The organism is Saccharopolyspora montiporae, assembly GCF_015209505.1.
Classification (GTDB): domain Bacteria; phylum Actinomycetota; class Actinomycetes; order Mycobacteriales; family Pseudonocardiaceae; genus Saccharopolyspora; species Saccharopolyspora montiporae.
The window spans coordinates 185,499-211,240 of record NZ_JADEYC010000007.1 but is presented as its reverse complement, the minus strand read 5'-3'; the positions used below and the strand labels follow the sequence as shown (position 1 = coordinate 211,240).

At 72.1% G+C, this 25,742-nt stretch carries 26 protein-coding genes; 13 read left to right on the top strand and 13 right to left on the bottom strand.

Features of this window, described 5'->3' with window-relative positions:
- Positions 1-7: 7 nt before the first annotated feature.
- Positions 8-2,167, top strand: coding sequence for a hypothetical protein (locus tag IQ251_RS04670; RefSeq protein WP_193927178.1), 2,160 nt, complete (start codon positions 8-10; stop codon positions 2,165-2,167).
- A gap of 87 nt (positions 2,168-2,254) precedes the next feature.
- On the opposite strand, the gene IQ251_RS04665 is transcribed toward IQ251_RS04670, so the two are convergent.
- Together IQ251_RS04665 and IQ251_RS04660 are read right to left on the bottom strand one after the other, a co-directional pair.
- Positions 2,255-3,007, bottom strand: coding sequence for an SDR family NAD(P)-dependent oxidoreductase (locus IQ251_RS04665; protein ID WP_193927177.1), 753 nt, complete (start codon positions 3,005-3,007; stop codon positions 2,255-2,257).
- The gene (locus IQ251_RS04660; RefSeq protein WP_193927176.1) at positions 3,004-3,696 is read right to left on the bottom strand and encodes an acetoacetate decarboxylase family protein; all 693 of its coding nucleotides are present in this window, start codon (positions 3,694-3,696) and stop codon (positions 3,004-3,006) included. The genes IQ251_RS04665 and IQ251_RS04660 overlap by 4 nt, the downstream gene beginning before the upstream one ends.
- Before the next feature lie 540 nt (positions 3,697-4,236).
- Here IQ251_RS04660 and IQ251_RS04655 point away from each other — a divergent pair.
- The 4 genes from IQ251_RS04655 (at position 4,237) to IQ251_RS04640 (ending at position 8,191) form a co-directional block, all read left to right on the top strand.
- Positions 4,237-4,659: a hypothetical protein gene (locus tag IQ251_RS04655; RefSeq protein ID WP_193927175.1), complete on the top strand. Its 423-nt coding sequence runs from the start codon at positions 4,237-4,239 to the stop codon at positions 4,657-4,659.
- 413 nt (positions 4,660-5,072) lie between these two features.
- Positions 5,073-5,954 carry an alpha/beta fold hydrolase gene (locus tag IQ251_RS04650; protein ID WP_193927174.1) on the top strand — a complete coding sequence of 294 codons (882 nt, stop codon included), beginning with the start codon at positions 5,073-5,075 and terminating at the stop codon, positions 5,952-5,954.
- 63 nt (positions 5,955-6,017) lie between these two features.
- Positions 6,018-6,743 carry a response regulator transcription factor gene (locus tag IQ251_RS04645; protein WP_193927173.1) on the top strand — a complete coding sequence of 242 codons (726 nt, stop codon included), beginning with the start codon at positions 6,018-6,020 and terminating at the stop codon, positions 6,741-6,743.
- Positions 6,740-8,191, top strand: a complete 1,452-nt coding sequence (locus IQ251_RS04640) for a sensor histidine kinase (RefSeq protein ID WP_370591206.1) — start codon at positions 6,740-6,742, stop codon at positions 8,189-8,191. The genes IQ251_RS04645 and IQ251_RS04640 overlap by 4 nt, the downstream gene beginning before the upstream one ends.
- A gap of 6 nt (positions 8,192-8,197) precedes the next feature.
- Here the strand turns inward: IQ251_RS04640 and IQ251_RS04635 are convergent, their stop codons facing one another.
- On the bottom strand, positions 8,198-9,208 hold the full coding sequence (locus tag IQ251_RS04635) for an iron-siderophore ABC transporter substrate-binding protein (RefSeq protein WP_193927172.1): 1,011 nt from the start codon (positions 9,206-9,208) through the stop codon (positions 8,198-8,200).
- 203 nt (positions 9,209-9,411) lie between these two features.
- Between IQ251_RS04635 and IQ251_RS04630 the strand changes: the two genes are divergently transcribed.
- On the top strand, positions 9,412-10,086 hold the full coding sequence (locus IQ251_RS04630; RefSeq protein WP_228046101.1) for a biliverdin-producing heme oxygenase: 675 nt from the start codon (positions 9,412-9,414) through the stop codon (positions 10,084-10,086).
- Between the two features lie 13 nt (positions 10,087-10,099).
- On the opposite strand, the gene IQ251_RS04625 is transcribed toward IQ251_RS04630, so the two are convergent.
- The 4 genes from IQ251_RS04625 to IQ251_RS04610 form a co-directional block, all read right to left on the bottom strand.
- A complete protein-coding gene (locus IQ251_RS04625) occupies positions 10,100-10,738 on the bottom strand; it encodes a TetR/AcrR family transcriptional regulator (protein ID WP_193927171.1) in 639 nt (212 codons plus the stop codon).
- 50 nt (positions 10,739-10,788) lie between these two features.
- Complete coding sequence (locus IQ251_RS04620) at positions 10,789-11,112, bottom strand: DUF2470 domain-containing protein (protein WP_370591205.1); 324 nt, start codon at positions 11,110-11,112, stop codon at positions 10,789-10,791.
- 156 nt (positions 11,113-11,268) lie between these two features.
- A complete protein-coding gene (locus IQ251_RS04615; RefSeq protein WP_193927169.1) occupies positions 11,269-12,813 on the bottom strand; it encodes an FAD-dependent oxidoreductase in 1,545 nt (514 codons plus the stop codon).
- 4 nt (positions 12,814-12,817) lie between these two features.
- Positions 12,818-13,729, bottom strand: coding sequence for an AurF N-oxygenase family protein (locus IQ251_RS04610; RefSeq protein ID WP_193927168.1), 912 nt, complete (start codon positions 13,727-13,729; stop codon positions 12,818-12,820).
- Positions 13,730-14,003: 274 nt separating this feature from the next.
- Here IQ251_RS04610 and IQ251_RS04605 point away from each other — a divergent pair, with 274 nt between their 5' ends.
- Complete coding sequence (locus IQ251_RS04605) at positions 14,004-14,180, top strand: hypothetical protein (protein ID WP_193927167.1); 177 nt, start codon at positions 14,004-14,006, stop codon at positions 14,178-14,180.
- A gap of 142 nt (positions 14,181-14,322) precedes the next feature.
- Positions 14,323-15,369, top strand: coding sequence for an FAD-dependent monooxygenase (locus IQ251_RS04600; RefSeq protein ID WP_193927166.1), 1,047 nt, complete (start codon positions 14,323-14,325; stop codon positions 15,367-15,369).
- A 14-nt stretch (positions 15,370-15,383) separates the two neighbouring features.
- On the opposite strand, the gene IQ251_RS04595 is transcribed toward IQ251_RS04600, so the two are convergent.
- The 3 genes from IQ251_RS04595 to IQ251_RS04585 form a co-directional block, all read right to left on the bottom strand.
- Complete coding sequence (locus IQ251_RS04595; RefSeq protein ID WP_193927165.1) at positions 15,384-15,635, bottom strand: hypothetical protein; 252 nt, start codon at positions 15,633-15,635, stop codon at positions 15,384-15,386.
- A 226-nt stretch (positions 15,636-15,861) separates the two neighbouring features.
- Positions 15,862-16,098 (bottom strand): DUF397 domain-containing protein, encoded by a 237-nt coding sequence (locus IQ251_RS04590; protein WP_193927164.1) that lies wholly within the window; start codon positions 16,096-16,098, stop codon positions 15,862-15,864.
- Between the two features lie 105 nt (positions 16,099-16,203).
- Positions 16,204-17,145 carry an alpha/beta hydrolase gene (locus IQ251_RS04585; RefSeq protein ID WP_193927163.1) on the bottom strand — a complete coding sequence of 314 codons (942 nt, stop codon included), beginning with the start codon at positions 17,143-17,145 and terminating at the stop codon, positions 16,204-16,206.
- Between the two features lie 828 nt (positions 17,146-17,973).
- Between IQ251_RS04585 and crcB (IQ251_RS04580) the strand changes: the two genes are divergently transcribed.
- The 4 genes from crcB (IQ251_RS04580) (at position 17,974) to IQ251_RS04565 (ending at position 19,814) form a co-directional block, all read left to right on the top strand.
- A complete protein-coding gene (gene crcB / locus IQ251_RS04580) occupies positions 17,974-18,447 on the top strand; it encodes a fluoride efflux transporter CrcB (protein WP_193927162.1) in 474 nt (157 codons plus the stop codon).
- On the top strand, positions 18,444-18,764 hold the full coding sequence (locus tag IQ251_RS04575; protein ID WP_193927161.1) for a DUF190 domain-containing protein: 321 nt from the start codon (positions 18,444-18,446) through the stop codon (positions 18,762-18,764). Before crcB (IQ251_RS04580) ends, IQ251_RS04575 begins: the two co-directional genes overlap by 4 nt.
- Positions 18,761-19,129, top strand: coding sequence for a fluoride efflux transporter CrcB (gene crcB / locus IQ251_RS04570; RefSeq protein ID WP_193927160.1), 369 nt, complete (start codon positions 18,761-18,763; stop codon positions 19,127-19,129). The genes IQ251_RS04575 and crcB (IQ251_RS04570) overlap by 4 nt, the downstream gene beginning before the upstream one ends.
- Before the next feature lie 421 nt (positions 19,130-19,550).
- Positions 19,551-19,814, top strand: coding sequence for a hypothetical protein (locus tag IQ251_RS04565; RefSeq protein ID WP_193927159.1), 264 nt, complete (start codon positions 19,551-19,553; stop codon positions 19,812-19,814).
- 93 nt (positions 19,815-19,907) lie between these two features.
- On the opposite strand, the gene fmdA is transcribed toward IQ251_RS04565, so the two are convergent.
- The gene (gene fmdA / locus IQ251_RS04560; protein WP_193927158.1) at positions 19,908-21,158 is read right to left on the bottom strand and encodes a formamidase; all 1,251 of its coding nucleotides are present in this window, start codon (positions 21,156-21,158) and stop codon (positions 19,908-19,910) included.
- Between the two features lie 410 nt (positions 21,159-21,568).
- Here fmdA and IQ251_RS04555 point away from each other — a divergent pair, with 410 nt between their 5' ends.
- Entirely contained in the window at positions 21,569-22,429 is an 861-nt protein-coding gene (locus IQ251_RS04555; RefSeq protein WP_193927157.1) for a nicotianamine synthase family protein, read from the top strand.
- A gap of 75 nt (positions 22,430-22,504) precedes the next feature.
- Here the strand turns inward: IQ251_RS04555 and IQ251_RS04550 are convergent, their stop codons facing one another.
- Together IQ251_RS04550 and IQ251_RS04545 are read right to left on the bottom strand one after the other, a co-directional pair.
- Positions 22,505-24,238, bottom strand: a complete 1,734-nt coding sequence (locus IQ251_RS04550) for an ABC transporter permease subunit (RefSeq protein ID WP_193927156.1) — start codon at positions 24,236-24,238, stop codon at positions 22,505-22,507.
- Positions 24,235-25,728, bottom strand: coding sequence for an ABC transporter substrate-binding protein (locus IQ251_RS04545; RefSeq protein ID WP_193927154.1), 1,494 nt, complete (start codon positions 25,726-25,728; stop codon positions 24,235-24,237). The genes IQ251_RS04550 and IQ251_RS04545 overlap by 4 nt, the downstream gene beginning before the upstream one ends.
- Positions 25,729-25,742 lie beyond the last annotated feature (14 nt).

Below are 25,742 nucleotides of genomic sequence, written 5' to 3'. Positions count from 1 at the left end.
GAGCGCCGTGGTGGTCCTGCTCGTCCTCGCGGGCGGCGCGCTGACCGCTGGGCCCGCGATCGCGGATGACTTCAGCGATTTCTCCAGCTTGCAGAGTGGCCTGGCGAACTGCTCGGGCGGCCCGTTCCAGGCGAACCTAGCGGCCGACATCGCCGAAACCGGCGGTGCGCTGACGGTGGGCTGCGACGCGGTGCTGGACCTGCGCGGGCATTCCCTCGACGTGCAGAACATCACGATCCAACCGGGGCAGACGCTGCGGATCGTCGATTCGGTCGGCGGCGGTGTGCTGACCGCCGATGCGAGCGCAACGCAGGACACCGGTATCACCACCACCGGTGCGGAGTTGATCGTCGACAGCGGGACGGTCAACGCGACCGGCGGGCAGTACGCGGCCGGAATCGGCGGTGTCGGAGGCCAGTCGGCGGGTATCGCGACGATCAACGGCGGGACGGTCAACGCCACCGGTAGCGAAGGCGGCGCCGGCATCGGCAGCGGGAGCAACGGCTCCGGTGGTCAGATCTCGATCACCGGAGGTTCGGTGACCGCCACCGGAAGCAACGGAGCCGCGGGCATCGGTGGCGGAACCAACGGTGCGAGCGGCACGATCACGATCGATGGCGGGCAGGTCGACGCGACGGGCGGTCCCGACGGGCCCGGTATCGGCGCGGGAGCCAACGCCCCCGTGGACACGATCACGATCAACGCTGGCGACGTCACCGCGCAGGGCGGGCCCCGCGGAGCCGGCATCGGCGGTGGCACGAACAGCAGTGCCGGCACGATCTCGATCAACGGCGGCACCGTCGCTGCGACCGGCGGTGAGCAGGGTGCGGGCATCGGTGGTGGCTATCTCCGCGAGGGCGGGACGATCAACATCACCGACGGGACCGTGACCGCCACCGGTGGTCAGTACGCGGCCGGAATCGGCGGCGGGTACTACGGGCCGGGCGGCACCACCACGATCAGCGGCGGCACGGTGAACCCGACCGCGGGCGGTTACGCCGCTGGGATCGGCGGCGGCTACCGCGGCAACGGCGGAACCACCGACATCACCGGCGGTGGCGTGCACATCGTCGGCGGACTGGGCGGCTCCGGCATCGGCGGCGGCTACCGCGGCAACGGCGGCACGACCACGATCGACAATGTGGACATGACCATCGAGGTCCCGGAGTACGGGTCCGGCATCGGAGCCGGCAACGGTTCGGAACCGGGTGCCCAGGTCGACATCGGTGCCAATGCGGTCGTGACGTTCACCGGGGACGGGCCCACCGCGTTCGGTTCGCCCGTCGACGGGGAGTTCGGGGAGTTGACCCTGGCCGGAACGGTGCACCTCGACGGGGTGCCGTTGGACATGACCGGCGACCCGGATGCGCTCAAGGTCACGATCACCGAGAGCGGCAGGCTGCTGGGCCCGGTCGGCGACGAGACGAACGCCGACATCACCGGGGCCGGGCGCATCGACAACCACGGCGTGATCGCACCCACCGAAGACCGGGTCAGCGACCAGGTCGTGATCACCGACCACAACTACCTGGTCGACTTCGTGCAGGATCCCGGCCCGCCGCCGGACCCGGTCCGGGTGTACGCACCGACCTTCGACACCGGGTACCGGGTGCTGCCGGACCCGCCGCCCGGCAAGCGGTGGAACACCCAGCCGGACGGCTCGGGCGAGTGGTTCACGGCCTCCAGCGTGCTGCGCGGGGACACCACGCTGTACGCGGTCGCCGATCGGGACATCGCGCTGGACCTGCAGCCGCCGGAGACGACGGTGCAGTCCGGGACGCCGGTGGACTACGCGGTGACCCTGACGATCAACGGGCAGCCGGTGGATCCCAGCCAGGTCCAGCTCTCGTCCAGCAACCCGTCGGACGTGATCGACGGATTCAGGGTCATCGCCACCGAGCCGGGCACGCGCACGATCACGGCCACCTACACCGACCCGGAAACCGGGGAGACGGTGACCGCGGAGGCGATCCTGCACGTCACGGCGAAACCCGGACCGGACCCCACACCGGGACCGACTCCAGGGCCCACGCCGGGTCCGACCCCGGAGCCGCCGTTGCCGGTGACCGGTAGTTCGCTCGACGTGCTGGGCTGGAGCGCCCTGGGCCTGCTCGCGGTCGGTGCGGTGACGACATCGATCGTCTACCGGCGCCGCGGATTCCACTAGCACCCGGTGAGCGGTGAGACGGACCCCATCCTCGCGGTGGGGTCCGTTTCGCGTCCGTCGCCCGCGGAGCGCGCGATCGAAGTCGGACTACCGGGTTCCGGCGGAGACGGCCCGCCGCAGCAGGCCCGGCGCCACGCGTCGCGCCCACGCCAGCGGGCGGCTGGAGCCGGGGAACAGGAACAGCGGTGGTCGGTTGCGCTGCAGCGCGGTGTCGACGGCGTCAAGGACGCGTTCCGGGTCCGCACCGCGAAGCCCGCCGAGAGCAGCGGAATCCACCGCGCGGACACCTTCCGCCAGCGGCGTCTCCACCTGGCCGGGACACACGCACAGCACGCGCACCCCGCTAGCGCCGGTTTCCGCGGCGAGGACCTCCGCGTAGGCGGCCACGGCCGATTTCGACGCCGAATAGGCCGCCAGCCGCGGGGACGGCAGCCAGCCGGACAGCGAGCCGAACAGCACCACTGTTCCGCGCCTGGCACGCACCATGCCCGGTACGACCGCGCGGCAGAGGTGCGCGGTGCCGAGGTAGTTGACCCGGTGGACCCGGTCCAGCTCATCGAGCGGCTGGTCCAGGATCGGGCCGACCCGGCACAGTCCCGCGGCGTGCACGAGGTGCTCGATCGGCCCCAGTTCGGCGCCGATGCGCTCGACGACCGTGGCCACGTCTTCGGCGTCGGCGATGTCGCAGCGGAACGTGCGGGTGTTCGGCGAGCGCAACGCCGTGGCCGCCAGGCCCTCGGTGTCGATGTCCACCGCGGCCACGGTGGCGCCCGCGGCGGCCAGCCGCTGGGCAGCGATCCGCCCCATCCCGCTGGCCGCGCCGGTGACGAGCGCGATCATCGCACCTCCTGGGCCTCGTCGAAGCTCATGCTCAGTTCGTCGATGCGGGTGGTGGTCAGGGCCGTGCGGGAGAGGCCCAGGGAACGGATCTCGTCGGCGACCGGGTGCTCGCCGAGCCGGACCCGCGCACCGCCCGGGCGCACGCGCACCCGTCCGGGGGCCACCCGCCACGGGATCCGGCGGAGGACGCGATCCTGGAACGTGTAGGCGTCGATGGCGATCGCTCCCGCCCCGGCGGGAGCCGGGACGCCGGTTCCTATCCGCACGTCCACGACGGGTCGCCCGTCCAGCCGCACGGCGCACCGGCTGGCGCCGGGCCCGAAGGACGCGTCGATGTCGGCGAGTTCCTTGGGAAATCCCCAGATGTCGCGCCCGGCCTGCAAGGTGAAGCGCTGGTTGACCGGCAACCAGTGCACGTACGCCCCGGTCGAACCGGATCGGCCGCCGGTGCGACACAGCAGAACCACGCCGAACTCGTGGTACGGGCCGAGGTCGCCGTCGGTGTAGCGCACGAACACCAGCGAGCACAGCGCCCGGCCGGGTAGCGGGCGCACCGGGTCGAGCCCGGTCCCGGCCAACAGGTCGCGGACGGGTGCCTCCTGCGCCAGGAACGTCGCCGCGCAGGCGCGGGCACTGCGGATCTGCACCGGCATCTGCACCGGTTCGCCGAGTATGCGGTGTGCGCTCATGGCGTCCTCCCGTCGAAGCGGCGAGCAGTCGGCGCGTGCGGCGGTATTCGCGGTCGCGAGCGTGCGAATTCGCCGATCTCCCCGGTGTTCCGCAGCAACGCGACCAAGCGATTGCTTGGTGTTGAGCCAAGCACGGCGATCCGCGCGTTGTCAATCAACTGACCGACATCCGCCCGGTTCCGCGTCCGCCTCCGGGGTCGGCGGGATGCGCCGGGTTGGCTGAGTGCAGGTCGCTCCGAGTGCGATCGTCGCGGCATCTGACCCGGTCGTGCGAACGGAGGCCGGGCCGCTGCGACGTGCCCGCACGCGCCCGCCGCGGACGTGCACGGTCCGTGCGCGCTGCGGCGGACTTCTTCCGCGGGCCATCACCTCCACGAATGGCGGCGCAGGTCCGGACTGTGCCTGATAGTCACATGGTTAATGAGCTAGAAAATGCATTAGGCAACCCGTAACCGTTCGATCGCGTCGTTCGAGTGGCATGCCGCACAGGTCGGCTACCGGCCGGGAGGCGGCGATCGATCACCAGGACCGGAGGTCCCCATGTCATCACTGCGGAAGAACGGCAAACGTTCCTTGGCCCTGCTGGCGGGTGCAGCACTCGCGGGCGGCGGCGCCCTCATGGGCGCGACCTCGGCTACGGCCGAGGAGCAGCAGGGTGCGGCCCAGGACTGCGCGTACGGCGACTTGTGCCTGTGGCCGGAGGTGGATTACGGCGGCGATCCCGTGGCATTCTTCGAGTGCACGTGGTTCGACATCGGCGACCACGGCGAGGGATGGGCTCCGTTGTCCTCGTTCAACAACAACCAGTGGGAAGGCACCGAATCCGTCTTCTACACCTGGGACGAGAACAACCCCGATGAGCCGTTCCAGGAGGTCTACCGGTCGGTGGCCCCGGAGGCCATCCCCAACGTGGAGCACCTCGACATCCACGCGGTGCAGACCTGCCCGGCGGGGCTGAAGTAAGCAGCGCGCTCGTCCGCCGACAGGTGGCTCCGGTCGCCCGTCGGCGGATCGTCATGTCGCGGAACGGGTTTCGCGCAGAACAGTGCGCTGCGGGCTCACGAGCCCGAATGCACCTTCCCGCGGCAGAGGAGCCCGGCTAGCCTGTGGTGAACACAACCGCGTGGCCAGTCACCACGGGATCAGGCCTGGGGAGGCGGGCTATACCGGGGCGCTGCTGATGTCGGTGTTCACCGTCGGCCTGGCCAACGCCGCCGACCCCCGACCCGCGGTCGGCCGAACAGCCCGACCGCAGAGTTGATGGCCGACCCCATCGCTCCCGGCGGGGAAACGGCCGGTGGCCGGTCCCGATCCCACCGCAGGCCGCCGCGCACACGCACTCCTGCGGGATCGCTTTCCGAGCAGATCGGAGCGCCATGACCGCGAGCACGTTCACCGACCACCGCACGCTGGACCTCACCGGAGGCCGGCTGCGCGCGTACGAGGCCGGGCCGTCCGATGCTCTACCTGTCCTGCTGCTGCACGGTGCGATGCTGGACACCGCCGCGCTGCTGTGGCGGCACCTGCTGCCCGAACTCGCCCGCGACCACCGGGTCGTGGCCATCGACATGCCGCGGCACGGCGGATCGCGGCCGTGGAGCGGACTGCTCGGCCAGGCGCGGATGGAGGGGGTGCTCGACGAACTGCTGGACCGGCTCGGCATCGACCGGACCGCGATCGTGGGGCTGTCCATGGGCGGCGGCGTGGCCACCGGCTACGCCCTGTCCCGTCCGGACCGCGTCGGCGCGCTGGTCGCGATCAACCCCGGCGGGCTCGACCGCACGCGCCCGCTGCAGCTGCTCACGTGGCTGTTCCTGCGCTGCGACCCGCTGCTGTACCGGGCCACGCGCTGGGTCTCGGCGCCCACCGTGCTGCGCCGGTTCATGCTGCGCCATCTCGCGCACGGCACCGCCACGCGCGATATCGATGCGGTGCTGGCCCTCGTCGAGCAGGAGGGGCGGCTGCGGTGGCAGCACCGCGAACGGGCGCTGGACGACTGGCAGATTGCGTCCTACGGGCCGTTGCGGATGGCGGTGGACCACACGCCGCGCCTGCCCCGCATGCAGGTGCCCTCGCTGTGGATCCACGGCGGTCGCGACACGGCGATCCGGGAGCACGTGGTGCGCCGCGCGGCGGGCCTGGCGCCGCGCGGGCGGTTCGCGGGTTTCCGCACCGCCGGGCACCTCGCCCCGCTCGACGAACCCGACGCGATCAACGCCGCGATCCGCTCGTTCCTGGACACCTCAGGTCGGGACTAAGCCGGCGAGCACCCGCACCGCTCCCAGCCGCCGTTCAGCGTTCTCCCAGCCGGGCGGGGGAGGATGTGCGGCGTGGCAGCGGAGACGACGCGGTCGGCGCGAGTGCTCGTCGTCGACGACGAACCCAACATCCTGGAACTGCTCAGCGCTGCCCTGCGCATGAGCGGGTTCGAGGTGCGCTCGGCGGACACCGGCAGCGCGGCGCTGCAGGCCGCTGCGGAGTTCCACCCGCACATCGTGGTGCTGGACGTGATGCTGCCCGACCGGGACGGGTTCGCGGTCGCGCGCACGCTGCGCGACGGGGGAGACAGGGTTCCGGTGCTGTTCCTGACCGCCAAGGACGCGGTGCAGGACCGCATCGCCGGTCTCACCGCAGGCGGTGACGACTACGTGACCAAACCGTTCAGCCTGGACGAGGTGGTGCTGCGGCTGCGCGCGATCCTGCGCCGCGCGCAGCCTGCGGCCGCCGAGGAGCCCACCGCGAAGCTGCGCTACCACGACCTCGAACTCGACGAGGACTCCTACGAGGTGCGCCGCGGCGGCGCACCGGTGAACCTGTCGCCGACCGAGTTCAAACTGCTGCGCTACCTGCTGCTCAACGCGGAGAAGGTGGTCAGCAAGCACCAGATCCTGGACCGGGTGTGGAACTACGAGTTCACCGGGGACAGCCGCATCGTCGAGTCCTACATCAGCTACCTGCGGCGCAAGGTCGATTTCGCCGAGCCCGCGCTGATCCACACCGTCCGCGGCGTGGGCTACGTGCTCCGGATCCCGCCGGGGCAGCGGTGAACCGGCTCCGGCGGATCACCAGGACGCTGCGCGGGCGGCTGCTCGTGGTGCTGGTCGGCGCCACTGCGCTCGGCCTGCTGGCGATGGGTGCCGCCAGCCACCTCATCCTGCAGAAGTCGCTGACCGATCACCTGGACGAGCAGCTGCGGGAGATGTCGCGGCCCTGGGAGCGGCCCGGACCGCCCCCGACGCCGCCCGATGATCGTGAACCGCGGGGCGGTCCGGGCGGTCTGCCCACTGCCTTCCGCGTGATCACCTTCGACCGGGACGGGCGCGAACTGGCGGTGGAGGGCCCGCAGGCGAACGACCCGGGCCGGCCGCTGGTCAACCGCGCCGCGCTCGCCGGGGAGTTCACCACGGTGCCGGACAACCTCGGCGGTGCCGACTGGCGGGTGCGCACCGTGATCTCCCCGGACGGGACCACGCGGGCGCTGGCGCTGAGCACCGAGGCGGTCGTGCTGCCGCTGCGCCTGCTGCTGGTCATCGAGCTGGTGGTGGGCGCGGCCGTGATCGCGGTCCTGGCGGTCGGTGCGGCGTGGACCGTGCGGCTGGGCCTGCGGCCGCTGAACCGCATCGAGCACACCGCCGACGCCATCGCGACCGGGGAGCTGGACCGGCGCATCCCGGACCAGGACCCGGACACCGAGACCGGGCGGCTGGGCCTGGCGCTGAACACGATGCTGGGCCGGCTCACCTCGGCCCTGCACGAGCGCGAGCAGTCCGAGCAGCGGTTGCGGCGGTTCGTCGCCGACGCCTCGCATGAGCTGCGCACCCCGCTGACGTCGATCCGCGGGTTCGCCGAGCTCTACCGGCACAGCGACGAACCCGAACCGGAGGCGGTCCGCGGCATGATGGCCCGCATCGAGGGCGAAGCGGTGCGGATGAGCGACCTGGTGGAGGACCTGCTGCTGCTGGCACGGCTGGACCGGGAACGCACCGCCGAGCTGGCCGAAGCGGACCTCGTGCCGATCGCCCGCGAAGTCGCCGACGCGGCCCGGGTCCGCGATCCGGACCGCGACATCGCCCTGGTCGCACCGGATTCGCCGATCCGCGCGCTGGTCGACGGCCCTCGGCTGCGGCAGGTGCTGACCAACCTGGCCGCGAACGCGCTGCTGCACACCGCCGCGGGAACCCCGGTGCGCATCGCGGTCGGGTCCGAGACCGCGGCGGAACCCGGCCCGGCCTCGGCGGGCGCGGAGGTCGAGCCCGGCACCCCGGTGGCGGTGGTGTCGGTCCGCGACCGCGGCCCGGGGATTCCGGCCGAGCACGCCGCGCGCATCTTCGACCGGTTCTACCGGCTCGACGGCAGCCGCGACCGGTCCGGTGGTGGCACCGGGCTGGGGTTGGCCATCGCCGCGGCCATCGTCGAAACGCACGGCGGCCGGATCGAATGGCTGCCCGAGCCCGCGGGCGGCAGCACCTTCCGCGTCGTGCTCCCGCTGCGCTGATCGCGCTCAGCGGGACAGCGCCGCGGCGAACTCCGGCACGGTCTCGTCGAGGGCGAAGGACAACCCGGGCGCCGTTCCGCTGGAGATCGCCTGGGCCGCCGGCTCGTCCTCGGCCAGCAGCACCGATCGGCCGTCCTGTACCGACGGGATGCCGCGGAACAGCGGGTCACCGGTGACCTCGGCCGGATCGGTGTAGATGGTGAACATCGTCGTCAGCTCGGCATCGAGCAGGTCCAGGCGCTCGGGGGAGATGTCCATCGTGAACTGCCCGGGCGCGGCCTGCCGCTGGATCGCGCGGGAGTTGGCGAACCCGAGCGCGCGCAGGAACTCCACCCGGTTAGAGCCGTCCAGGTAGACGCCGTACCCCGCCGCGGTACGCGAGCCCAGCGCGACCTCGGTCCCGCGGAACTCGGGGTGCTCGCGGGCGGCCCGGGCGAACTTCGCGTCCAGCCCGGCGCGCAGCTGGGCGGCTTGCTCGGTGCGGCCCAGCGCGGCGCCCACCATGTCCAGCTGGTCCTGCCAGGTCGTCAGGTACTGCGGCGCGTCCGCGGGCGGTGCGATGACCGGGACGCCGAGCTTGCTGAGCTGCTCGTAGCGCTGCGGATCACCGCTGGAGCGGGTGTCCAGGATGACGTCCGGCTGCAGCGCGGCGATCCGTTCCAGGCTCACCTCCATCGTGCCCAGCATCTCCGGGGGAGTGTCGTAGCGCTGCTGCATCCACGGTCCGAGCCCGTCCCCGCCGAATTCCAGCCAGTCCGCCGCGCCGACCGGGCGCACGCCGAGGGCCACCGCGGTCTCCGCATCGCCCCACCCCAGCGCCACCACGCGCTGCGGTTCCTCCGGCACCGTGACGTCGCCGAACGCCGTGGGCACGGTCGCGGGGAACCGCCCGGTGGCCGGAGTCAGCGGCGGATCGGCGGGCGGCGGCCCGGAGTCGGCGCACCCGGACGCGGCCAGGAGTGCGCCGAGGAGCACGGCGATCAGCAGACCGCGCGGCCGGAACACGGTGGAGGGCATGGGCACACCGCCTCGCTCGTGGTTAACTTTGCCTACCCTAACTTGCCGCTCCGAGGTGGAGTGGCCGGGCATGCGGAGGCGGTGCGGTTGTTTCTGACATGCTGTCAGATCGATGCGACAACTCGTCGTGATTTTCTTGACGATATGTCGCAACAATGGCCAAACTGGACGCAACCAGACGGCACGACCCGGGGAGCCGGACCATGTCCACGACCGCAGAAGACCAGCCGATGAGCACCCGCTTCTCGGCCGCGTTGCGCGAGGCCACCTGGGCCGAGCACGAGCGGGCCGAGAGCGCGGGCTTCATGCGCGGCCTGCTGGCCGGCGACCTGCCCAGCGGGGCCTACGCCGACCTGACCGCCCAGCACTACTTCGCGTACCGGGTCCTCGAACAGGCCGCCGAGTCCATGCGCGGCGACCCGGTGGCGGGCCCGTTCGTCTTCGACGAGCTCACCCGGCTGCCCGCGCTGGAACGCGATCTGCACCACTTGCTCGGCGATGACTGGGCGGACCGGATCCGCCCGAACACCGCCACCCAGCGCTACTGCGCACGGCTGCAGGAGGTGTGCTTCACCTGGCCCGGCGGCTTCATCGCGCACAGCTACACCCGCTACCTCGGCGACCTCTCCGGCGGCCAGGCGATCCGCGGCACGGTGGAACGCACCTTCGGGCTGACCGACGGCGTCGGTGCGGAGTTCTACCGGTTCCCCGGGATCCCGCGCCCCCGCGAGTTCAAGGACGACTACCGCGGTCGTCTCGACGGGGCTCCGTGGTCACCTGACGAGCAGGGGCGCGTCATCGACGAGGTGCTGGAGGCCTACCGGCACAACACCGATGTCCTCGTCGAGCTCGGCGAGGTGCACGGCAGCGGGACCTGACCGCCCCCGGTGCTCAGTCCGCCCGTGCGGCCGGCAGCCTGCGCGGACGGCCTTCCCGGTCCAGCCGTGCGCCGAGTCCGCGCAGCACGAAGTCGGTGGTGGTGCGGATGACCTGCTCGAGCTGCTCCCCGCGGGCGCCCGGGGCCGTGCGCGGCGAGATCGCCGCGGCCAGCACCGGCAGCAGCACATCGAGGTCCTCCCGCGGCAGGTAGCGCTCGCGCATCGCCCGGTCCACGATGCCGCGCAGCTGCTCCCACAGCGGCGCCACGTGCTCGTACATCCGGCGCCGGCCCGCTTCGGAGAGCACACCGGACATGCCCCCGAGCGAGGTGTGCTGGGTGGCCAGTTCGGTGAGCTGCATCCGGACGAACACCCGCAGCTGGTCCACCGGGTTCGAGCGCGCCGCCAGCTCGCGGACCAGCCGGTCGACGTAGCGGCGCGTCTCGTGGTCGGTGTGCGCCAGCAGCAGCGTTTCCTTGTCCTTGAAGTAGTTGTACATCGCCGTGCGGCTGACCCCGGCGCGTGCGGCGACGTCGGCCAGGCTCAGCGCGTCGTAGCCGCGTTCGTCGAGCAGCTCGGCCAGCGCCGCGAACAGGCGCTCGTGCATCTGCTCGCGGTGCTCCTCCAGCGAGCTTCCGATGATCTTCGGCACGGCCTCATCATTTCCGACCGGCCGGGCCCCGGCAACTGCCGGTGGTCCGGTCAGTGCTCCTCATCGCCACCTCTGGGCGTCTCGCCGAGAGCGGCGCATGCCTCGTGGTACATCCGGGTCACCTCGGCGCGGATCTGCGCCCGCTCGGTTAGCGGAGCCGACCACGGGACCCGGACGGTGACCGGCTCGCCGTCGGGAACGGACGCGCGGAACTCGATGGCACGGCCATCCAGCCCGGTCGTCTCGGCGGTGGTCGCGTCCGGGCGCCCGCCGAGCGCGCGCACGATCAGCAGCGAATCGCCCGCGTGGTCGTCGTTCATGTGCTGGGCGACCGCCTCGACCACCTCGGGGCCGAACGGGTTGTCCGCGTCCACGCTGCTCCTCCGTCGATGCACCGCAGCGGCCCCGGTCTGGAACCGCCTCCCGGGAAGCATCGCAGGTGCCCGGCACGCGCCGACACCGGGATCGGGCGCGCGAACCGGGGGCGGGTGCGCCGCGCACCCGCCCCCGGTGTGGCAAACGCCGGTGGCTCAGCGGCGGACGAGGGCGGCGGGTTTGCTGCCCAGGCGGCGCAGGGCCGAGGCGGCCCGGTCGGTGATCCGCTGCTGTCCCGCGGGCACGAGCCGCCCGGAGATCACATCGTCGAGCAGCGCGTCCACGGTCTCGCGCGCGCACGTCTTGTTCGCGCCGATGCCGCCGGACGGGCCGCGTTTGATCCAGCCCACCACGTAGCTGCCGGGCCGGTCCTGCACCCGCCCGCCGGTGTTCGGGACCGTCCCGCCTGCCGCGTCGAACGGGAGCCCGGGCAGGGCGGTGCCGCGGTAGCCGACCGCGGTGATGACCCGCCCGGTGGCGATGTCCACGGCGTCGCCGCTGCCGCTCACCCGGAGTCCGCGCACCCGATCCGCACCGAGGTACTCCTGCGGAGCCGAATGGAACCGCAGCGCGATGCGGCGCGTGCCGTGCGGGGGAGGAGCCGACCAGTCGATCGCCTCGCGCGGCATCCCGCGCAGCAGCGCGGCCTTGTCCCCGGTGCCCGCGGCGTCGACGGCGGCGGCGATGCGCGGGTCGTGGTCGTCGACGACCACGTCGACACCGGGCTGCTGATCCAGCGCCAGCAGCTCCGGCGTGGTGTAGGCCGCTGATTCCGGACCCCGCCTGCCGAGCACGACGACCTCGCGCACCTCGCTGCGGTGCAGCTGCTCCAGGGCGGCGCGCGAGATCGAGGTGTGTTCCAGCTGCGCGGGATCGGCGGTGAGGATCCGGGCGATGTCCAGCGCGACGTTGCCGTTGCCGACCACGACCGCGCGCTCCGCCGACAGGTCGATCCCGCCTGCGGGCACGTCGGGATGGCCGTTGTACCAGGACACGACATCGAGGGCGGTGCTGCTGCCGGGCAGCTGCTCCCCGGGCAGCCCCAGCTCGCGGGCTGCCGAGGCGCCCACCGCGTAGATCACGGCGTCGTGCCGGGCGGCGAGCTGCTCGGTGGTCACGTCCCGGCCGACCTCGACGCCGAGCCGCAGCGTCAGCCGGTGGTGCTCGCGGTAGCGGGCGAACGTCTCGTCGATCTTCCGGGTCGACGGGTGGTCGGGCGCGACGCCGTAGCGCACGAGACCGCCCGCGGTGTCCAGCCGATCGATGAGCGTGACCCGGGCGCTGGTTTGCAGCAGCAGGTCCTCGACCGCGTACATCCCGGCCGGCCCGGAACCCACGACGGCCACGTCGAGTTGGGGGAAGTCGCTGGGCAGCGTCCGGTCGAACACCGGGGGCTGCCAGGTGTGGAAGTTGGGCGCCGGATCTTTGGGCTGCGCGGGCGCGTCCTGCTCGGTGTAGTAGGCCGCGTTGATGTCGGCGTAGGGCTTGAGCGCTTCGGTCAGCTTCTCCACCGGGAAGATCGCCTCGACCGGGCACGCGTCCGCGCAGGCCCCGCAGTCGATGCACGAGGCCGGGTCGATGTAGAGCATGTCGGTCGTGCCGAAATCCGGCTCGTCCGGCGTCGGGTGGATGCAGTTGACCGGGCACACCGCCACGCACGACGCGTCGTTGCAGCAGGTCTGGGTGATTGCGAAGGCCATGGTTTTAGATCAGGTTCGCGCGCTTGTAGATCTGCTCGGCGGGCTTGGTCAGCAGACCGGCGGAGCTGAGGAACTCCATCAGGCCCGCGCAGCTGGTGCGCAGCATCGACTTGTGGTGCTCGTTGGCCTTGGCCTCGCGCAGCGCGCGCTTGGTGTCCAGCCCGGCCCGCTCGTAGACGTCGTCGTTGACCATGCTCGTGACGATGACGTAGGCCGCGACGGCGACCACGATGGCGTTGATCTCGCGCCGGATCCGGCCCGCTCCCGCCAGACGGTCCTTGGTCTCCTCGCGGGCGAACTTCATGTGCCGCGATTCCTCGACCACGTGGATGTTGTTGATCGTGCGCACGAACGGGACGACGCGCTCATCGCGCATCCAGTCGCGCTGCATGACGTCGAGGACCTCCTCGGCCACGAGGATCGCGGCGTAGGCGGCTTCCCCGGTGGCCACCGTCTTGAACGCCCGGCCGAGCTCCACGGCGGTGCGCTTGGGCCGGTAGGCGGGCGCGTTGAGCTTGGCCGCGCCGCGGGCGAACATGATCGAGTGCCGGCACTCGTCGGCGATCTCGGTCAGCGCCCATTGGAAGTCCGGGTTGGTCGGGTCCTTGGCGTAGAAGTCCCGCAGCATCATCTGCTGCAGGATCATCTCGAACCAGATGCCGGTGCTGGCCACCGAAGCCGCTTCCTGGCGGGTGAGCTCGCGCTGCTGCTCGTCGGTCATCTCGCGCCAGTAGGCGGTGCCGTACAGCGTGCTCCACTCGGGGCTGGCGCCGTGGTAACTGGTGTCCAGCTGCGTCTCCCAGTCCACTTCCTGCGCGGGATCGTAGGAAAGCGTCTCCGAGGAGCGCAGCAGTCGGTCGGCCATGTCGTGCCGGTCGGACTGCGCCGGGGCCGTGTGGTCCGCGGTGCCGGTCATGAGAGCTCCCTGCGGTGCTGGATATGGGGAATCGTGACTTGCGGTAACTGTTACCCGAAGTAACGGCTAAATGGATACCGCTTGACGGCGCCGTTGCCCAGATCAAAGTGAGTCAGCTCACCAACGAGTGGGTCCGGCCGGCAGATACGGGTGCGGCGCGGATGATCACCGCAGCTCGGTCCGACTGCCCGGCTCCCGTCGGCGTGTCGGCTGGACCCGGGCCGGAGTCGGCTGACAGGATATCGAACGCAAGTTCGACGACGAGGAGGTTTCGGTGGCGGTCAAGATCGTGCACCTGGCGTTCGCGCACGAGCTGCGCTTCGCCAATCGCGATGCGGCCCAGCACTACGCGCGGCAGAACGGCGGGCTCGACGCCTGGCAGATCCTGCCGGTCGAGGACTTCCCGCGGGAGCGCTGGGGGCGGCCCGCGGTGTTGGGCGGGCCGGGCTGAGCCGACCGTCTCATCCCGCGCGACCGGGGGGCGGAGGCCGGGGCCGACATCGGTTGCGGGCGCGGAAAACTCCGTCGCATGCCACGACGGGCCTGGGTAGCGTGCCCGTTCGGCCAGGACGAAACGAACCGGGAGGACGGCGATGCGCGCACTGGTCTGCGGAGCGGGCATCGCCGGCCTCGCCCTCGCCGGATCGCTGCGGCGCGACGGCCACGACGTGTTGCTCGTGGAGCGGGCCCCGACCGAGCAGCGCGCGGGCTACATCATCGATGTGCCCGCCGGTGCGCACAGCAACCTCGCTGCGACGGGACTACTGCCCGAACTGGTCCAGCAGGCGCTGCCGCTCACCGAACTCGTCTTCCACGACGCGGACGGCGGAGTGCGCGAACGCCTGACGGATCCCGGCGCCGAACCGACGGTGTCGGTCCTGCGCGGCGCTCTCGTCGCGGCATTGCACGCGGAACTCGGCGACTGTGCGATCCGGTACGGCACGACCGTCGACGAAATCCGTTCGGACGAGCACGAATTCGGCGCGGTGCTCTCCGACGGCAGCGTGCAACGCCCCGATGTGCTGGTCGGTGCCGACGGGATCCACTCACGGGTGCGTCACCTCGCGTTCGGCCCGGAGGAGCGGTTCCTCCGCGAGCTCGGCTTCCACACCGCCGCGTACCCGGTGACCGCGCCCGGACCCGCCCGCGAGGTGGCCGGCGGCCTGCACCTGACCGAGGGGCCGGGCGCGCAGGTCGGCGCCTACCCGGTCGACGACGAGCGGGTGATGACGCTGTTCGTCCACCGAGCCCCGCCGGGAACGCCGCTACCCGCGGACCCCGGTGCGGAACTGGTGCGCACCTGCGGCGGATTGGGCTGGATCGTGCCCGAGCTGCTGGACCGCAGGCCGAGCCGCACCGACCTGTACTACGACACCGTCGCCAAGATCGAGATGCCCCGCTGGCACCGCGGCCGGGTGGTCCTGGTCGGCGACGCCTGCCACGCGCCCTCCTTGCTCGCCGGGCACGGAGCCGACCTCGCGCTGACCGGTGCGCGGGCGCTGGCCGCGCGGCTGCGCGAGGACGCGACCGTCGAACAGGCGCTGGTGGGCTACGAGCGGCAGGTGCGACCGGAGGCGCTCCGGCTGCAGGCGCAGGGCCGTGCGGTCGCCGAGGACTTCGTGCCACCGCACTCCGGCTGACCCGGGCAGGGCCGTCACAACCGTTGGAGCGCCTGCAGCACGAGCTGTAGTTGACCCGGGGTCGGCTCCCGAGGGTCGGAGCGTGCGATCCGCTTCGCGACGGCGCGTTCGGCGTCCGGGTCGACGGCGTCCAGGCAGGGCGCCCACCGGTTGCCCGTCGGCGCGTCCACGATCGGTGCCGGCGGCACGATCGCCCCGGGCAAGTCCGCGGCGAGATCACCGGTGTGCACGACCGGACATGCCCGGTAGGTGCTCGTGGCGATCACGACGGGACGTCCGCAGCGCGGCGGCCGTGCGGGTCCGGCAGGTGCACGAGCCCCTCCTCGGTGAGCGACGGTGCGGGGGCGCGGACGACGCCCCGTCGACCCGATGCTGCACCCGTAGCGGTGCCGATGACAATCTCGATGTGCACCGGAATGCCGCCGTGCTAGGGACTTTCGCGCGGTTCGTCCCGTTCGATCGTCCGGGTGCGCCGCGACCGCACGAGCGCCGTCACGGCTCGTCGAACTCGCCGTCCTTGGCTCCCTCGACGAAGGCGAACCATTCCTCGGGGGTGAACACCAGGATCGGGCTCTCCTCCTGCTCGCTGGAGCGCATCCCGATGTAGCCGTCGACGAACGCCACCTCAACGCCCGGCGTTCCGTCGTCGGTGCTGGGGATCCACTCCGCATCGCTGAAGTCGATCCGGTGGCGGATCTCGGCCTTGTCATCCTGCGGTGCGTCGGTCACCTGTTGCTCCTCCGGGCAGCCCTGATCGGGATCCGCCCACTCTCACAGTTGCTGGTACGCCGTGTCACCACGGGCGACGTGGTACCCCTCGACCGGGTGGGCGCCTCAGGCCGCGGCCTGGAGGTAGGCGGCCAGGTACTCCAGCGCGCGGGGCGTCGAGCCGCGCCAGTAGTCCCACTCGTGCGTGCCCGGTTCGGTGTGCACGTCGTGCGCGATGCCCTGCTCGGTGAAGGCGTCCTGGACCTCGCGGTTACCGATGAGCGTGTAGTCGTCCTCGCTGCCGGTGTCGAGGTAGTAGCCCGCGCGCTGCAGTTCCTCCGGCGGGGTGCGGCGGATGGCGTCGGCCACGTTGTAGTGCCAGAAGCGGTCGTTGATCCGCTCGTCGTCGACGAGGTCGAGCCCCATCCCCGAGCCGAGCACCCGGTTGTACTCCTCGGGATCCATCTCCCGAACCTGGTCCTCGGTGCGGGTGGACGGGCTCATCCCGGCAACGCCGGAGAACGTCCCCGGGTACAGCGTCGCGTACAGCAGGGCACCGAATCCGCCCATGGAGTAGCCGCAGATGCCGCGCAGCGGCGCGCTGCCGCCCGCGTTGTAGGTCCGCTCCACGTGCGGCATCAGTTCCTGCATGAACATGTCCTCCCACCGGAAGCCGCCGTCGGCGTCGTTCATGCAGTAGGTCGTGGGCTGGTCCCCGGAATCCAGCGACAGGTCCCGGCGGCCGTCCGGTGTGACGACCACCATGGGCGGTAACCGGCCGTCGTTGATCATGGTGTCCATGAGGCGCTTGAGGTCGCAGTAGCGCGCCCAGGCCGTGTTGTCGTCGAAGACGCCGTGCAGCAGGTAGACGATCGGCACCGGTTCGTCGTCCGGGTGGTCTCCCGGGATGTAGACGGTGTAGCGGGTGTCGATGCCCAGGATGTCGCTGCGCATCGGCACGTCCGTCCGCAGTTCGCCTTCGGAGACTCCGCTGCGCAGTGCGAGCGTGGACGCAACGCTCGTGCCCGCGACCAAAGACGCGGCGGTGAGGAACGTGCGGCGTTTCACCTGGACCTCCCTGTTGGCACCGATACCTGTCGTGCTCGGCGACGTCGGATGTGGCCGTTCTCCGGTACCGGACGGATGTCCCTTCGGTGGTGCTGTCCGAGCCTGCGGTGCCAGCGGGCCGCGGACATGGTGCTACATCCCCGGAACGTCCGGTCTCGGTGGGTCTGCCGCAATGGTGCCTGCGTGCGCAGCCGCATTGGCCGGAAAACGCCGATTTCGGACAGCCGGACCGGCCGGAGCGGGCGGTGCTGGTGTGCGCAAGAGCACGTCGCGGCGGGATCGACGGGCGCTGCGCAGGACCGATGCGCCGGAGGAGCGGTGGGGTGCCCGCTGTCGGCACGTGGTGGGCCTGCCCACTCGATCGCGCAGCCGCACCACCGGTTCGGCCCGCCCGCGGCGCTCCCGCTGGCCGGGGTCGCCACCGCTCGCGAGCTCGCCGGATTGCCGGCGCGGGTCGGCGGCGGCCCACTCGCAGCGGGCGATGGAACTCCGGCCCGGGCGCCGCCCGAACCGCTTCCGCGGAAGCGGACGGCTCCTCGGCGGCCGACGTGGCCGCAGTGCTGAGGAGGCGCACGTGTCGAACGGGATTCGTGCCGAGCGTCCGTAGTGGACGGTTCCGGGTGCGCGGTGGTGTCCACCTGCGGCGAACGCCGTACCCGGGTTTCCGATCCGCGCAGCGGCCCCCGGGAGCGGTCCTGGTGAGCTACCATGGCCGCCGGTGGTGGGGCCCACCGTCCGAGAGTCGGAGAACCGCACTCGCGTGCCAACGGTCCCTCCTGAACCTGGTTGTGCCCAGGCCGCAGGAGGGAGAGGCGTGTGAACATCCGCATGTCCGAGCCGATCGACCCCGATGTCGACCTGCACTTCGGCAGCCAGCGCCGCGCAGTGGCGCGATCATGGGCGCCGGTGCTCCTGGCGATCTCGCTCGGCGGAGGGCTCGGTTCGCTGGCCAGGTACGGCTTTTCGGTGCTGCTGCCCGCCGCACCCGGTGGATTCCCGTGGGCGACGCTGTCGGTCAACCTGCTGGGATGCCTGTTCATGGGTGTGCTCATGGTGCTCATCACCGAGGTGTGGTCGGCGCACCGGCTGCTGCGCCCGTTCCTCGGTGTGGGGGTGCTCGGCGGGTTCACCACCTTCTCCACCTACGCCGTGGAGGTGCACCAGCAGCTGCTGTCCGGCACGGCGCTCGCGGCCTTCGGCTACCTCACCGGGACGGTGCTGGGTGCGCTGCTGGCCGTGCTCGCCGGCGCGTGGAGCGCGCGCCGCACGGCAGCGGTCCTGCGCGGACGGGTGGCCGGATGAGGCCCGCGGGAACGGCGCTGCGCCTGACGCTGCTGCTCGGCGAGGACGACCGGCACCGGCACCACCCGTTGCACCGCGAGGTCGTGCGGCGGGCACGTGCCGCGGGTCTGCCCGGGGTCACGGTGCTGCGCGGGGACGAGGGCTACGGCCGACACTGGCAGGTGCACACCACGCGGCTGGTCGATCGCGCGGAGCGGCTTCCCGTCGTCGTGATCGTGGTGGGCGAGCCCGCCGCGATCCGGGCCTTCCGCGGCGAGGGGGCAGCGCTCCTGGACGAGGTCGACTGCATCCGGTATTCGCGGGGGAGGCGGCGGTGACGGCTGTTCTGGTCGTGCTCGGGGCGATGGTGGGTGCGCCGCTGCGCTACCTCGTCGACCGCAGGGTGCAGTCGCGGTACGACAGCCCGTTCCCCTGGGGCACGTTCAGCGTGAACCTCGGCGGGAGCCTGGTTTTCGGCGGGCTGACCGGGGCGGCCGCGGCGATTCCCGGACCGGTGGTGGCGCTGGTCGGCATCGGCTTCTGCGGGGCGCTGACCACCTACAGCACGTTCAGCTTCGAGACGCTGCGGTTGCTGGAGGAGCGCTCGCACTGCTACGCGGCGATGAACGTGCTGATCAGCGTTCTGGCCGGGGTCGGCGCTGCCGTGCTGGGGCACGAGGCCCTCCGCGCGTTTGTGGCCTGAGCCGCCCGTGCGGTCCGCTGCCCGTGGCGGGCCGTCACGTCGCGATCCGGAATAGCTGTGCCCCGCACGGACGTTGTGCAAGGAGGAGTCTGGTGTGGATCCTCGGCCGACGGCACGCCCGTCGCCGATGCAGCCGGGGGTGGACAACGGCGCCGACAGCGGGTGTAGGGTCGACATCACCGGTCGGTGCCGAGGAGCCGCGGGCGATTCCCGCGCCGGGACCCGAGCATACCGGACCGCTTTCCCGAGTCGGAGCACGAGCCGCAGCCGCGGCCGAGCGGGCGCGCGACACCGCAGCCCGCATCTGGCTTCCCGGGATCGCCCGAGACCGGGCGCCTTCGTGCAGCGCGACCCTCGCCGCGCCCGTCGCCCCGGTTTCAACCATTCGGCCGCCGACGCGGCCCACCGAACCCGAAAGGACATGATCGTGGAGACCACTACTCGAAATCCCGCCCGGCCGCGCAGTCGGGCGACACCCGCATCCGGCGCGACCTCCCGGCCGGTCAGCCGGGCCGTGCGGCGGACGTCGCAGACCGCCGACACCGCACCGCCCGCCGAGTTCGTCGAACCCGTGCGCCGCGAGCGCAGCCCGGAGCAGGGCCCGTGCGCGGACCGCAGCACCGAGTCCATGCGCCGGTTGCGCACCCCGTTCACCCCGGATGACCAGCGGGCCGAACAGCGGTAACCGCTCCCGCGGGCTTCCCGTCCCACCGAACGGGGAGCCCGACCGCGCCCCGGGATCCGGGGCGGCGGAGGCGGTTTCGGCACCCGGGCGCCGTCAGGACGTCAGCGCGCACTGGCCCCGGTCGCGGTAGGTGGGTCCGGTGGCGCTCGGGCGGATGTCGAAGTCGAAGATCTCGGTCGGCAGGTACAGCGAGCAGCAGGCGTTCGGGATGTCGACGATGCCGCTGACCCGTCCTTCGATCGGTGCGGCGCACAGAATCAGGTACGCCTGCTCGCCGGTGTAGCCGAACTGCACCAGGTAGTCGATCGCGCTCAGGCAGGCGCGCCGGTAGGCGATCGTGGCGTCCATGTAGTGCTGGTCGCCGGACTCGTCCACCGAAATGCCGATGAACGACACGAATTCGGAGTAGCGCGGTTCGTTCCTGCCGGGCTGGAACAGCGGGGTGGTGACGTTGTACTTGCGCATGCCGTCCTTGATCAGCCCGACGCCGATGTCGGCGTAACCGCCCATCTCCACCGCCCCGCAGAAGCTGATCTCGCCGTCTCCCTGGGCGAAGTGCAGGTCGCCGATCGAGAAGTGGGCGCCCGGCACGTAGACCGGGTAGAAGACGCGGGACCCGATGCTGAGGTTCTTGATGTCGACGTTGCCGCCGTGCTCGCGCGGCGGCACGGTGCGCGCGCCCTCCCGCGCGGCGCGGTCCCGGGCGGCGCCGGTCAGCGTGCCCATCAGGTTCCCGGTCTCCAGCGGCGGCAGTGCCAGCGGCGGGACCCGGTTCGGATCGGTGTCGATCAACCGTTGCTCGCGCCGGTTCCACTCGGCGAGCAGGTCGGCTGAGGGAGCGCAGCCGGCCAGCCCGGCGTGCACGTTGGAGGCGATGCGCACTCCGGGCAGGTGCCGGGAGGTCGCCGAGCGGCCGTGGAAGTCCCAGACGACCTTGCCCGCGTCCGGGTAGTGCTCGGTGAGGAAGCCACCGCCGTTGTCCCGAGCGAAGATGCCGGTGTAGCCCCAGCCCTGGCCGGGCGCGTCCCCGGCGCCGCGGTCGATGGTGTGCGCGGGGCCCAGGTCGAGGTAGTCGACGACGAGCAGGTCGCCCGGTTCGGCCCCGGCCACCGCGATCGGGCCGCTGAGCATGTGGTTGTGGTCGAGGTCCATGTCCCGGATGTCGTCGGCCGAGTCGTTGTTGCCGACTTGTGCGTCGGTCCAGTCCTTGCACTCGATGCGGAACTCGTCGTCGGGGCGCACTTCGGCGGCGGCCGGGATGTCCGGGTGCCAGCGGTTGTGGCCCGGGACGTCCTGCTCGCGCATGGATTTCGACTGGTCGACGCGAAACGCTGTTCCCGGCATACCGGCTCCTGGTGCGGATCGGATCGGCCCCGGTGCTGGCTGGTCCGCGAGAACCGGCGTGCCGAACTGGATTCACCATCCGTAGCACTGCGGCGCGTGTCGTGCCGCATCGGTTAACCCCTTCGGCGGAGCCGGGGAGCGGAGGCGGGTCGCGAACCCGGGTGTGCGGAATCGGGCGCATCTGCCCGGTTTCGCGGCATCCGGGGTGGTGCGTTGCGCCGTGCCGCGCAGCGGTGGTGGGCCGAACGAGCGGAATCGGATCCGGAGCGGTGACGCCGCCGCGGGTGGGGCGGAGCATCGCGGGCGGTGGCTCGGTCCCGTGCCGCCGCCGGCGCTCGGCGACCAGGTGTTGCGGAGGACACCCGGCCGGACGGTGATAATGATACTCGTTTCCAACTAGGCTTCCGGGTATGGATCATTTCGAATCTCCCGCGACGACTGCTCCACCGCTGAGCTCACCGGAAGCCGCACGGCTGCTCGACGAGCTGCACGCGCTCAACGAACAGCTGCTGGGCGCGGACTTGCGCCCCTCCGCGGAGACCAACGCGGTGTTCGGCCGGCTGGTCGAGCTCTGCATCTCCGCTGAGCAGGAGGTTGCGGGAGACGTGCTCGCCCACCCCGACGCGCCCGCGCTCCTGGACTCGCTGCGCCGGCTCAGCGCCGAGGGCGAAACGCTGCTCGAAGAGCACTGGGCGGGCGCGCTGGCCGAGGCCGACGACGCCTGGACCGTGCTCAACCACTTCCCATACCTGGGCAATTACCGCGACCTCGTCCGACTGGAGCGGGCCGCTGCCGCCGCGGGCGGTGTCGACGACCTGGGCACGGTGGCCTTCCTCGGCGCCGGTCCGCTCCCGCTGACCGGGCTGGTGCTCGCGCACGAGCACGGCGTGCGGGTGGTCAACGTCGACCGCGACGAGAACGCCTGCGCCCTGGCCGCAGCGGCCACCGAGGCGCTGGGACTGTCCGACCGGGTCAGCACCGTGCAGGCCGATGCGGCCGAGGCCGCGCGCCGCGAGGACGTCGCCGGTGCCGACGTCGTGGCGCTGGCCGCGCTCGTCGGCGCCGACCACGCCGAAAAGCGGCCGGTCCTGGACGCCCTCGCGGCCCGGCTGCACCGGCGCACCCGCCTGCTGCTGCGCACGGCGCACCGCATGCGCACCGCGCTGTACCCGGCCATCTCCGCTGACGAGCTGCACGGGTTCCGCCCGCTGTTGGAACTGCACCCGCACAACGAGGTGGTCAACTCGGTGCTGGTGGCCCAGCCGGGTTGAGACCGGCCGAGCCGGCGAGAAACGGGCCCCGGAGGATCCCAGGGATCTCCGGGGCCCGTTCTGCGAGCGCGCGCGTCAGCCGCGGGTGCGCGCCAACCCGGCGACCAGCCCCAGCAGCGCCAGTCCCGCCGCCGGTGCGGCCACGGTCCACGGAGCGATCTCGGCGTAGTCCAACGATTCGGACAGCATCGCGCCCCACTCAGGCGAGTCCTGCGATCCGGCCAGGCCCAGGAAACCCAGCCCGGCCAGGGCGAGCGCGTTGTGCGGGATCCGCACCAGCGCGTGCCGCGTCACCGCGGGCAGCACGGACGGAAGCAGGTGCCGGACGAGGATCGTGCCGGTCCCCGCGCCGCCGATGACCGCCGCCTGCACGAACCCCGAAGCGCGGACCTCGGCGGCCAGCGTGCGGGCGTGCACCGCCAGCGGCACCCACGTCACCACGGCCACCGCCACCGCTGCGCTGAACAGGCTCGGCCCGGTCACCGCGACCAGCACCACGCCCACCAGCACCGGGGGAACCGCGTTGAGCACATCGGCGACCCCGGCACGCGCCCGCGTGCCCGCGGTGCCCACCAGCACGCCGAGCACCAGTGCCAACAGGCTCACCGCCACCGATACGCCGATGCTGACCAGCGCGCCGTGCCCGAACCGGGCCAGCACGTCGCGGCCCAGCGCGTCGGTGCCGAACAGGTGTGCCGCCGACGGGGACTGCAGCCGCAGCTCCAGCCCGATCGCGTAGGGATCGCGCAGCAGTCCGGCCAGCACGAACGCGCCCAGCACCGCGGCCGCGGCCAGCGCCCACCGCGGTCCGCCTCGGGTGGCCGCGCGGCTCGGTGCCATCCCGGACGTGCGCAGGGCGCTGCCCAGCGCGGCGCGGTGCGCGAGGATGCCCAGCCCGCCCAGCGCGAGGCCGAGCAGCACGAGCACCAGCACGCACGCCTGCACCAGCGGGAGGTCTTGGGCGAGAACGCCCTCCAGCGCGGTCGCGCCCAGGCCCGGGATCGCGAAGATCGTCTCGATGATGATGCCCGAACCGAGCAGACCGACGAACAGCAGCACCAGCTGCGGTACTGCCACGGCCACGGCCCGGTGTGCCAGGGCCCGGGCCAGCACCGCGCGGCGGAATCCGGTGGCCCGCCAGGTGCGCACCCAGGTCTCGGCCAGCGTGCTGTCCACCGCCGAGGCCAACACCCTGCTGAGCACCCCGGCCGCGGGCAGGCCCAGTGCCAGCGCGGGCAGCGGGATGTTGGCCGGTCCGGTCCACCCCGACGTGGGCGCGAGTCCCCAGTGGACGGACACCACCACGAGCAGCAGTGCTGCGATGAGGAACTCGGGTAGCGCTGCCAACGCGGCGCCGGTCGCGGCCGCCCCGTTCCCGACGGGCTCGCCGGTTCCGGTGGCCCGCCACACGCTCGGCGCCAGCACCAGCAGGCCGACCACCAGGCTCACCGCGGCCGCGCACCCGGCCAGGGTCATCGAAATGCCCAGTGCCTGCACCACCGACGGCGACACCGGCGCGCCGGTGATCCAGGAGTTCCCGAAATCGCCGCGGAGGGCGCCGGCCAACCAGCTCAGCGTGCCGGACACCGGGTCGGCCGGAATCCCGGCCTCTGCGCGGATATCGGCCAGCACGGCCGGATCCAGCTCCCGCTCGGCCGACCGCGCGCGCAGGATCGTCTGCGCGGGATCGTCGCCGCTCAGCCACGGCAGCGACCCCACCAGCAGCGCCAGCCCGCTCAGCGAACCGAACACCACCAGCAGACCGCGGATCGCGGGGAACGCGCCGGCGCGGGCGGCGAGGGCGGTCATGCGTCCCCACCCGTTTCCGCGGTGATCAACCGGCGGTCGAAGCTGTCCTCGGCGACCCCGTGCACCTGCGGCGCGGTGCCGATCCGGGTGCGCTCGTGGGCCAGCGGGAGCACCGCGTCGGTGCCGACCACGCGATCGGCGATGCGCACCGCCTCCCGCTTGCGCTGGTCGACGTCCGCACCGGCCGCGTCCTGCACCGCGCGGTCGATGCCGGGATCGCACAGCAGCGAGAGGTTGTAGCTGCCGTCGCACGTCCAGTCGGTGCTCAGGTAGCTGATCGGGTCACCGGTGTCCACGCCGTACGACCGGGTACCGATGACCACGTCGTAGGCGCCGTCCAGCAGGTCGGATTCCATGGTGGAGTACTCCTGCACCACCACGTCCTCCACCCGGAATCCCGCCGCCCGAAGCTTTTCGGCCACCACCGAAGCCGCCTCGGGCAGTTCCGGGCGCTCGTCGTAGGTGGCGATCCGGATCGGCTCGCCCCGCGGCGTCCCGGGTTCGGTGCTGTGCTGCGGATCCGAGCCCGCCCACGGGCTGGCCGGTCCGAACAGGCCGCGCGCCGGATCGGCGCTTCCCGCGTAGAGCGACTCGGTGATCGCCCGCGCGTCCACGGCTTCCCGGGCGGCCGCGCGCAGCCCGGGATCGGTGAACGGGCCGCGCTGGGTGTTGAGGTGCGCGCCGACCAGGCGCGGTAGCGGGAAGTCGAGCACCTCGTGCTCGCCCAGCGCGGGCAGCTGCGGCACCGGCACGTTGTCGACGATGTCGACCTCCCCGGCGCGCAGCGCGTTGGTCCGCGTCGCGCTGTCGGCGATGAACCGCACGTCGACCCCGGTCGCTTGCGGCGGACCGCCCCAGTACTCGCGGTTGGCGCTGAGCGCGGCACCGCTGCTGCCGTGCACCTCGTCGAGCACGTAGGGGCCGGTGCCCGCGCGCACCGGATCGGGCGAGTCGGAGTCCTCCCGGTACGCGGCGGGGGACAGGATCGCCAGCTCGGGCGCCGACAACCGCTGCGCCAGGATCGGATCGGGCCGGTCGGTGGAGACCTCCAGGGTGCGCTCGCCCGCCGCCCGCGCGCGCAGCTGCACCCCCTGCAGCGACCGCGGGGGAGTCGTGGCCTCCGCGGCGTGCTGCAGCGCGGCGGCCGCGTGCTCGGCCGTGGCCGGAGTGCCGTCGTGGAACGAGGCGCCCGGGCGCAGGGTCATCCGCAGCGTGTCCGGCGAGGTCTGCTCCCAGTCCTCGGCCAGGCCCGGTTGCGGGTTGCCCTCGCGGTCGAGGACGGTGAGCGTTTCGGTGGTGCCGATCTTGCTGAGCAGGATCGCGTCGTCGCTGTAGGGCGACATGTCGGCGGCGGGCTGGAAGGCCAGCGCCACCCCGAGCCTGCCCTCGTCCCGGCCGCCAGCTCCGGTGTTGGCGAAGCAGCCGGACAGCACCAGCGCGCAGGCCGATAAGCCGGCGATGCGGCGGATGTTTCGAGTGCGCACGGACATGGGCGCACACACCT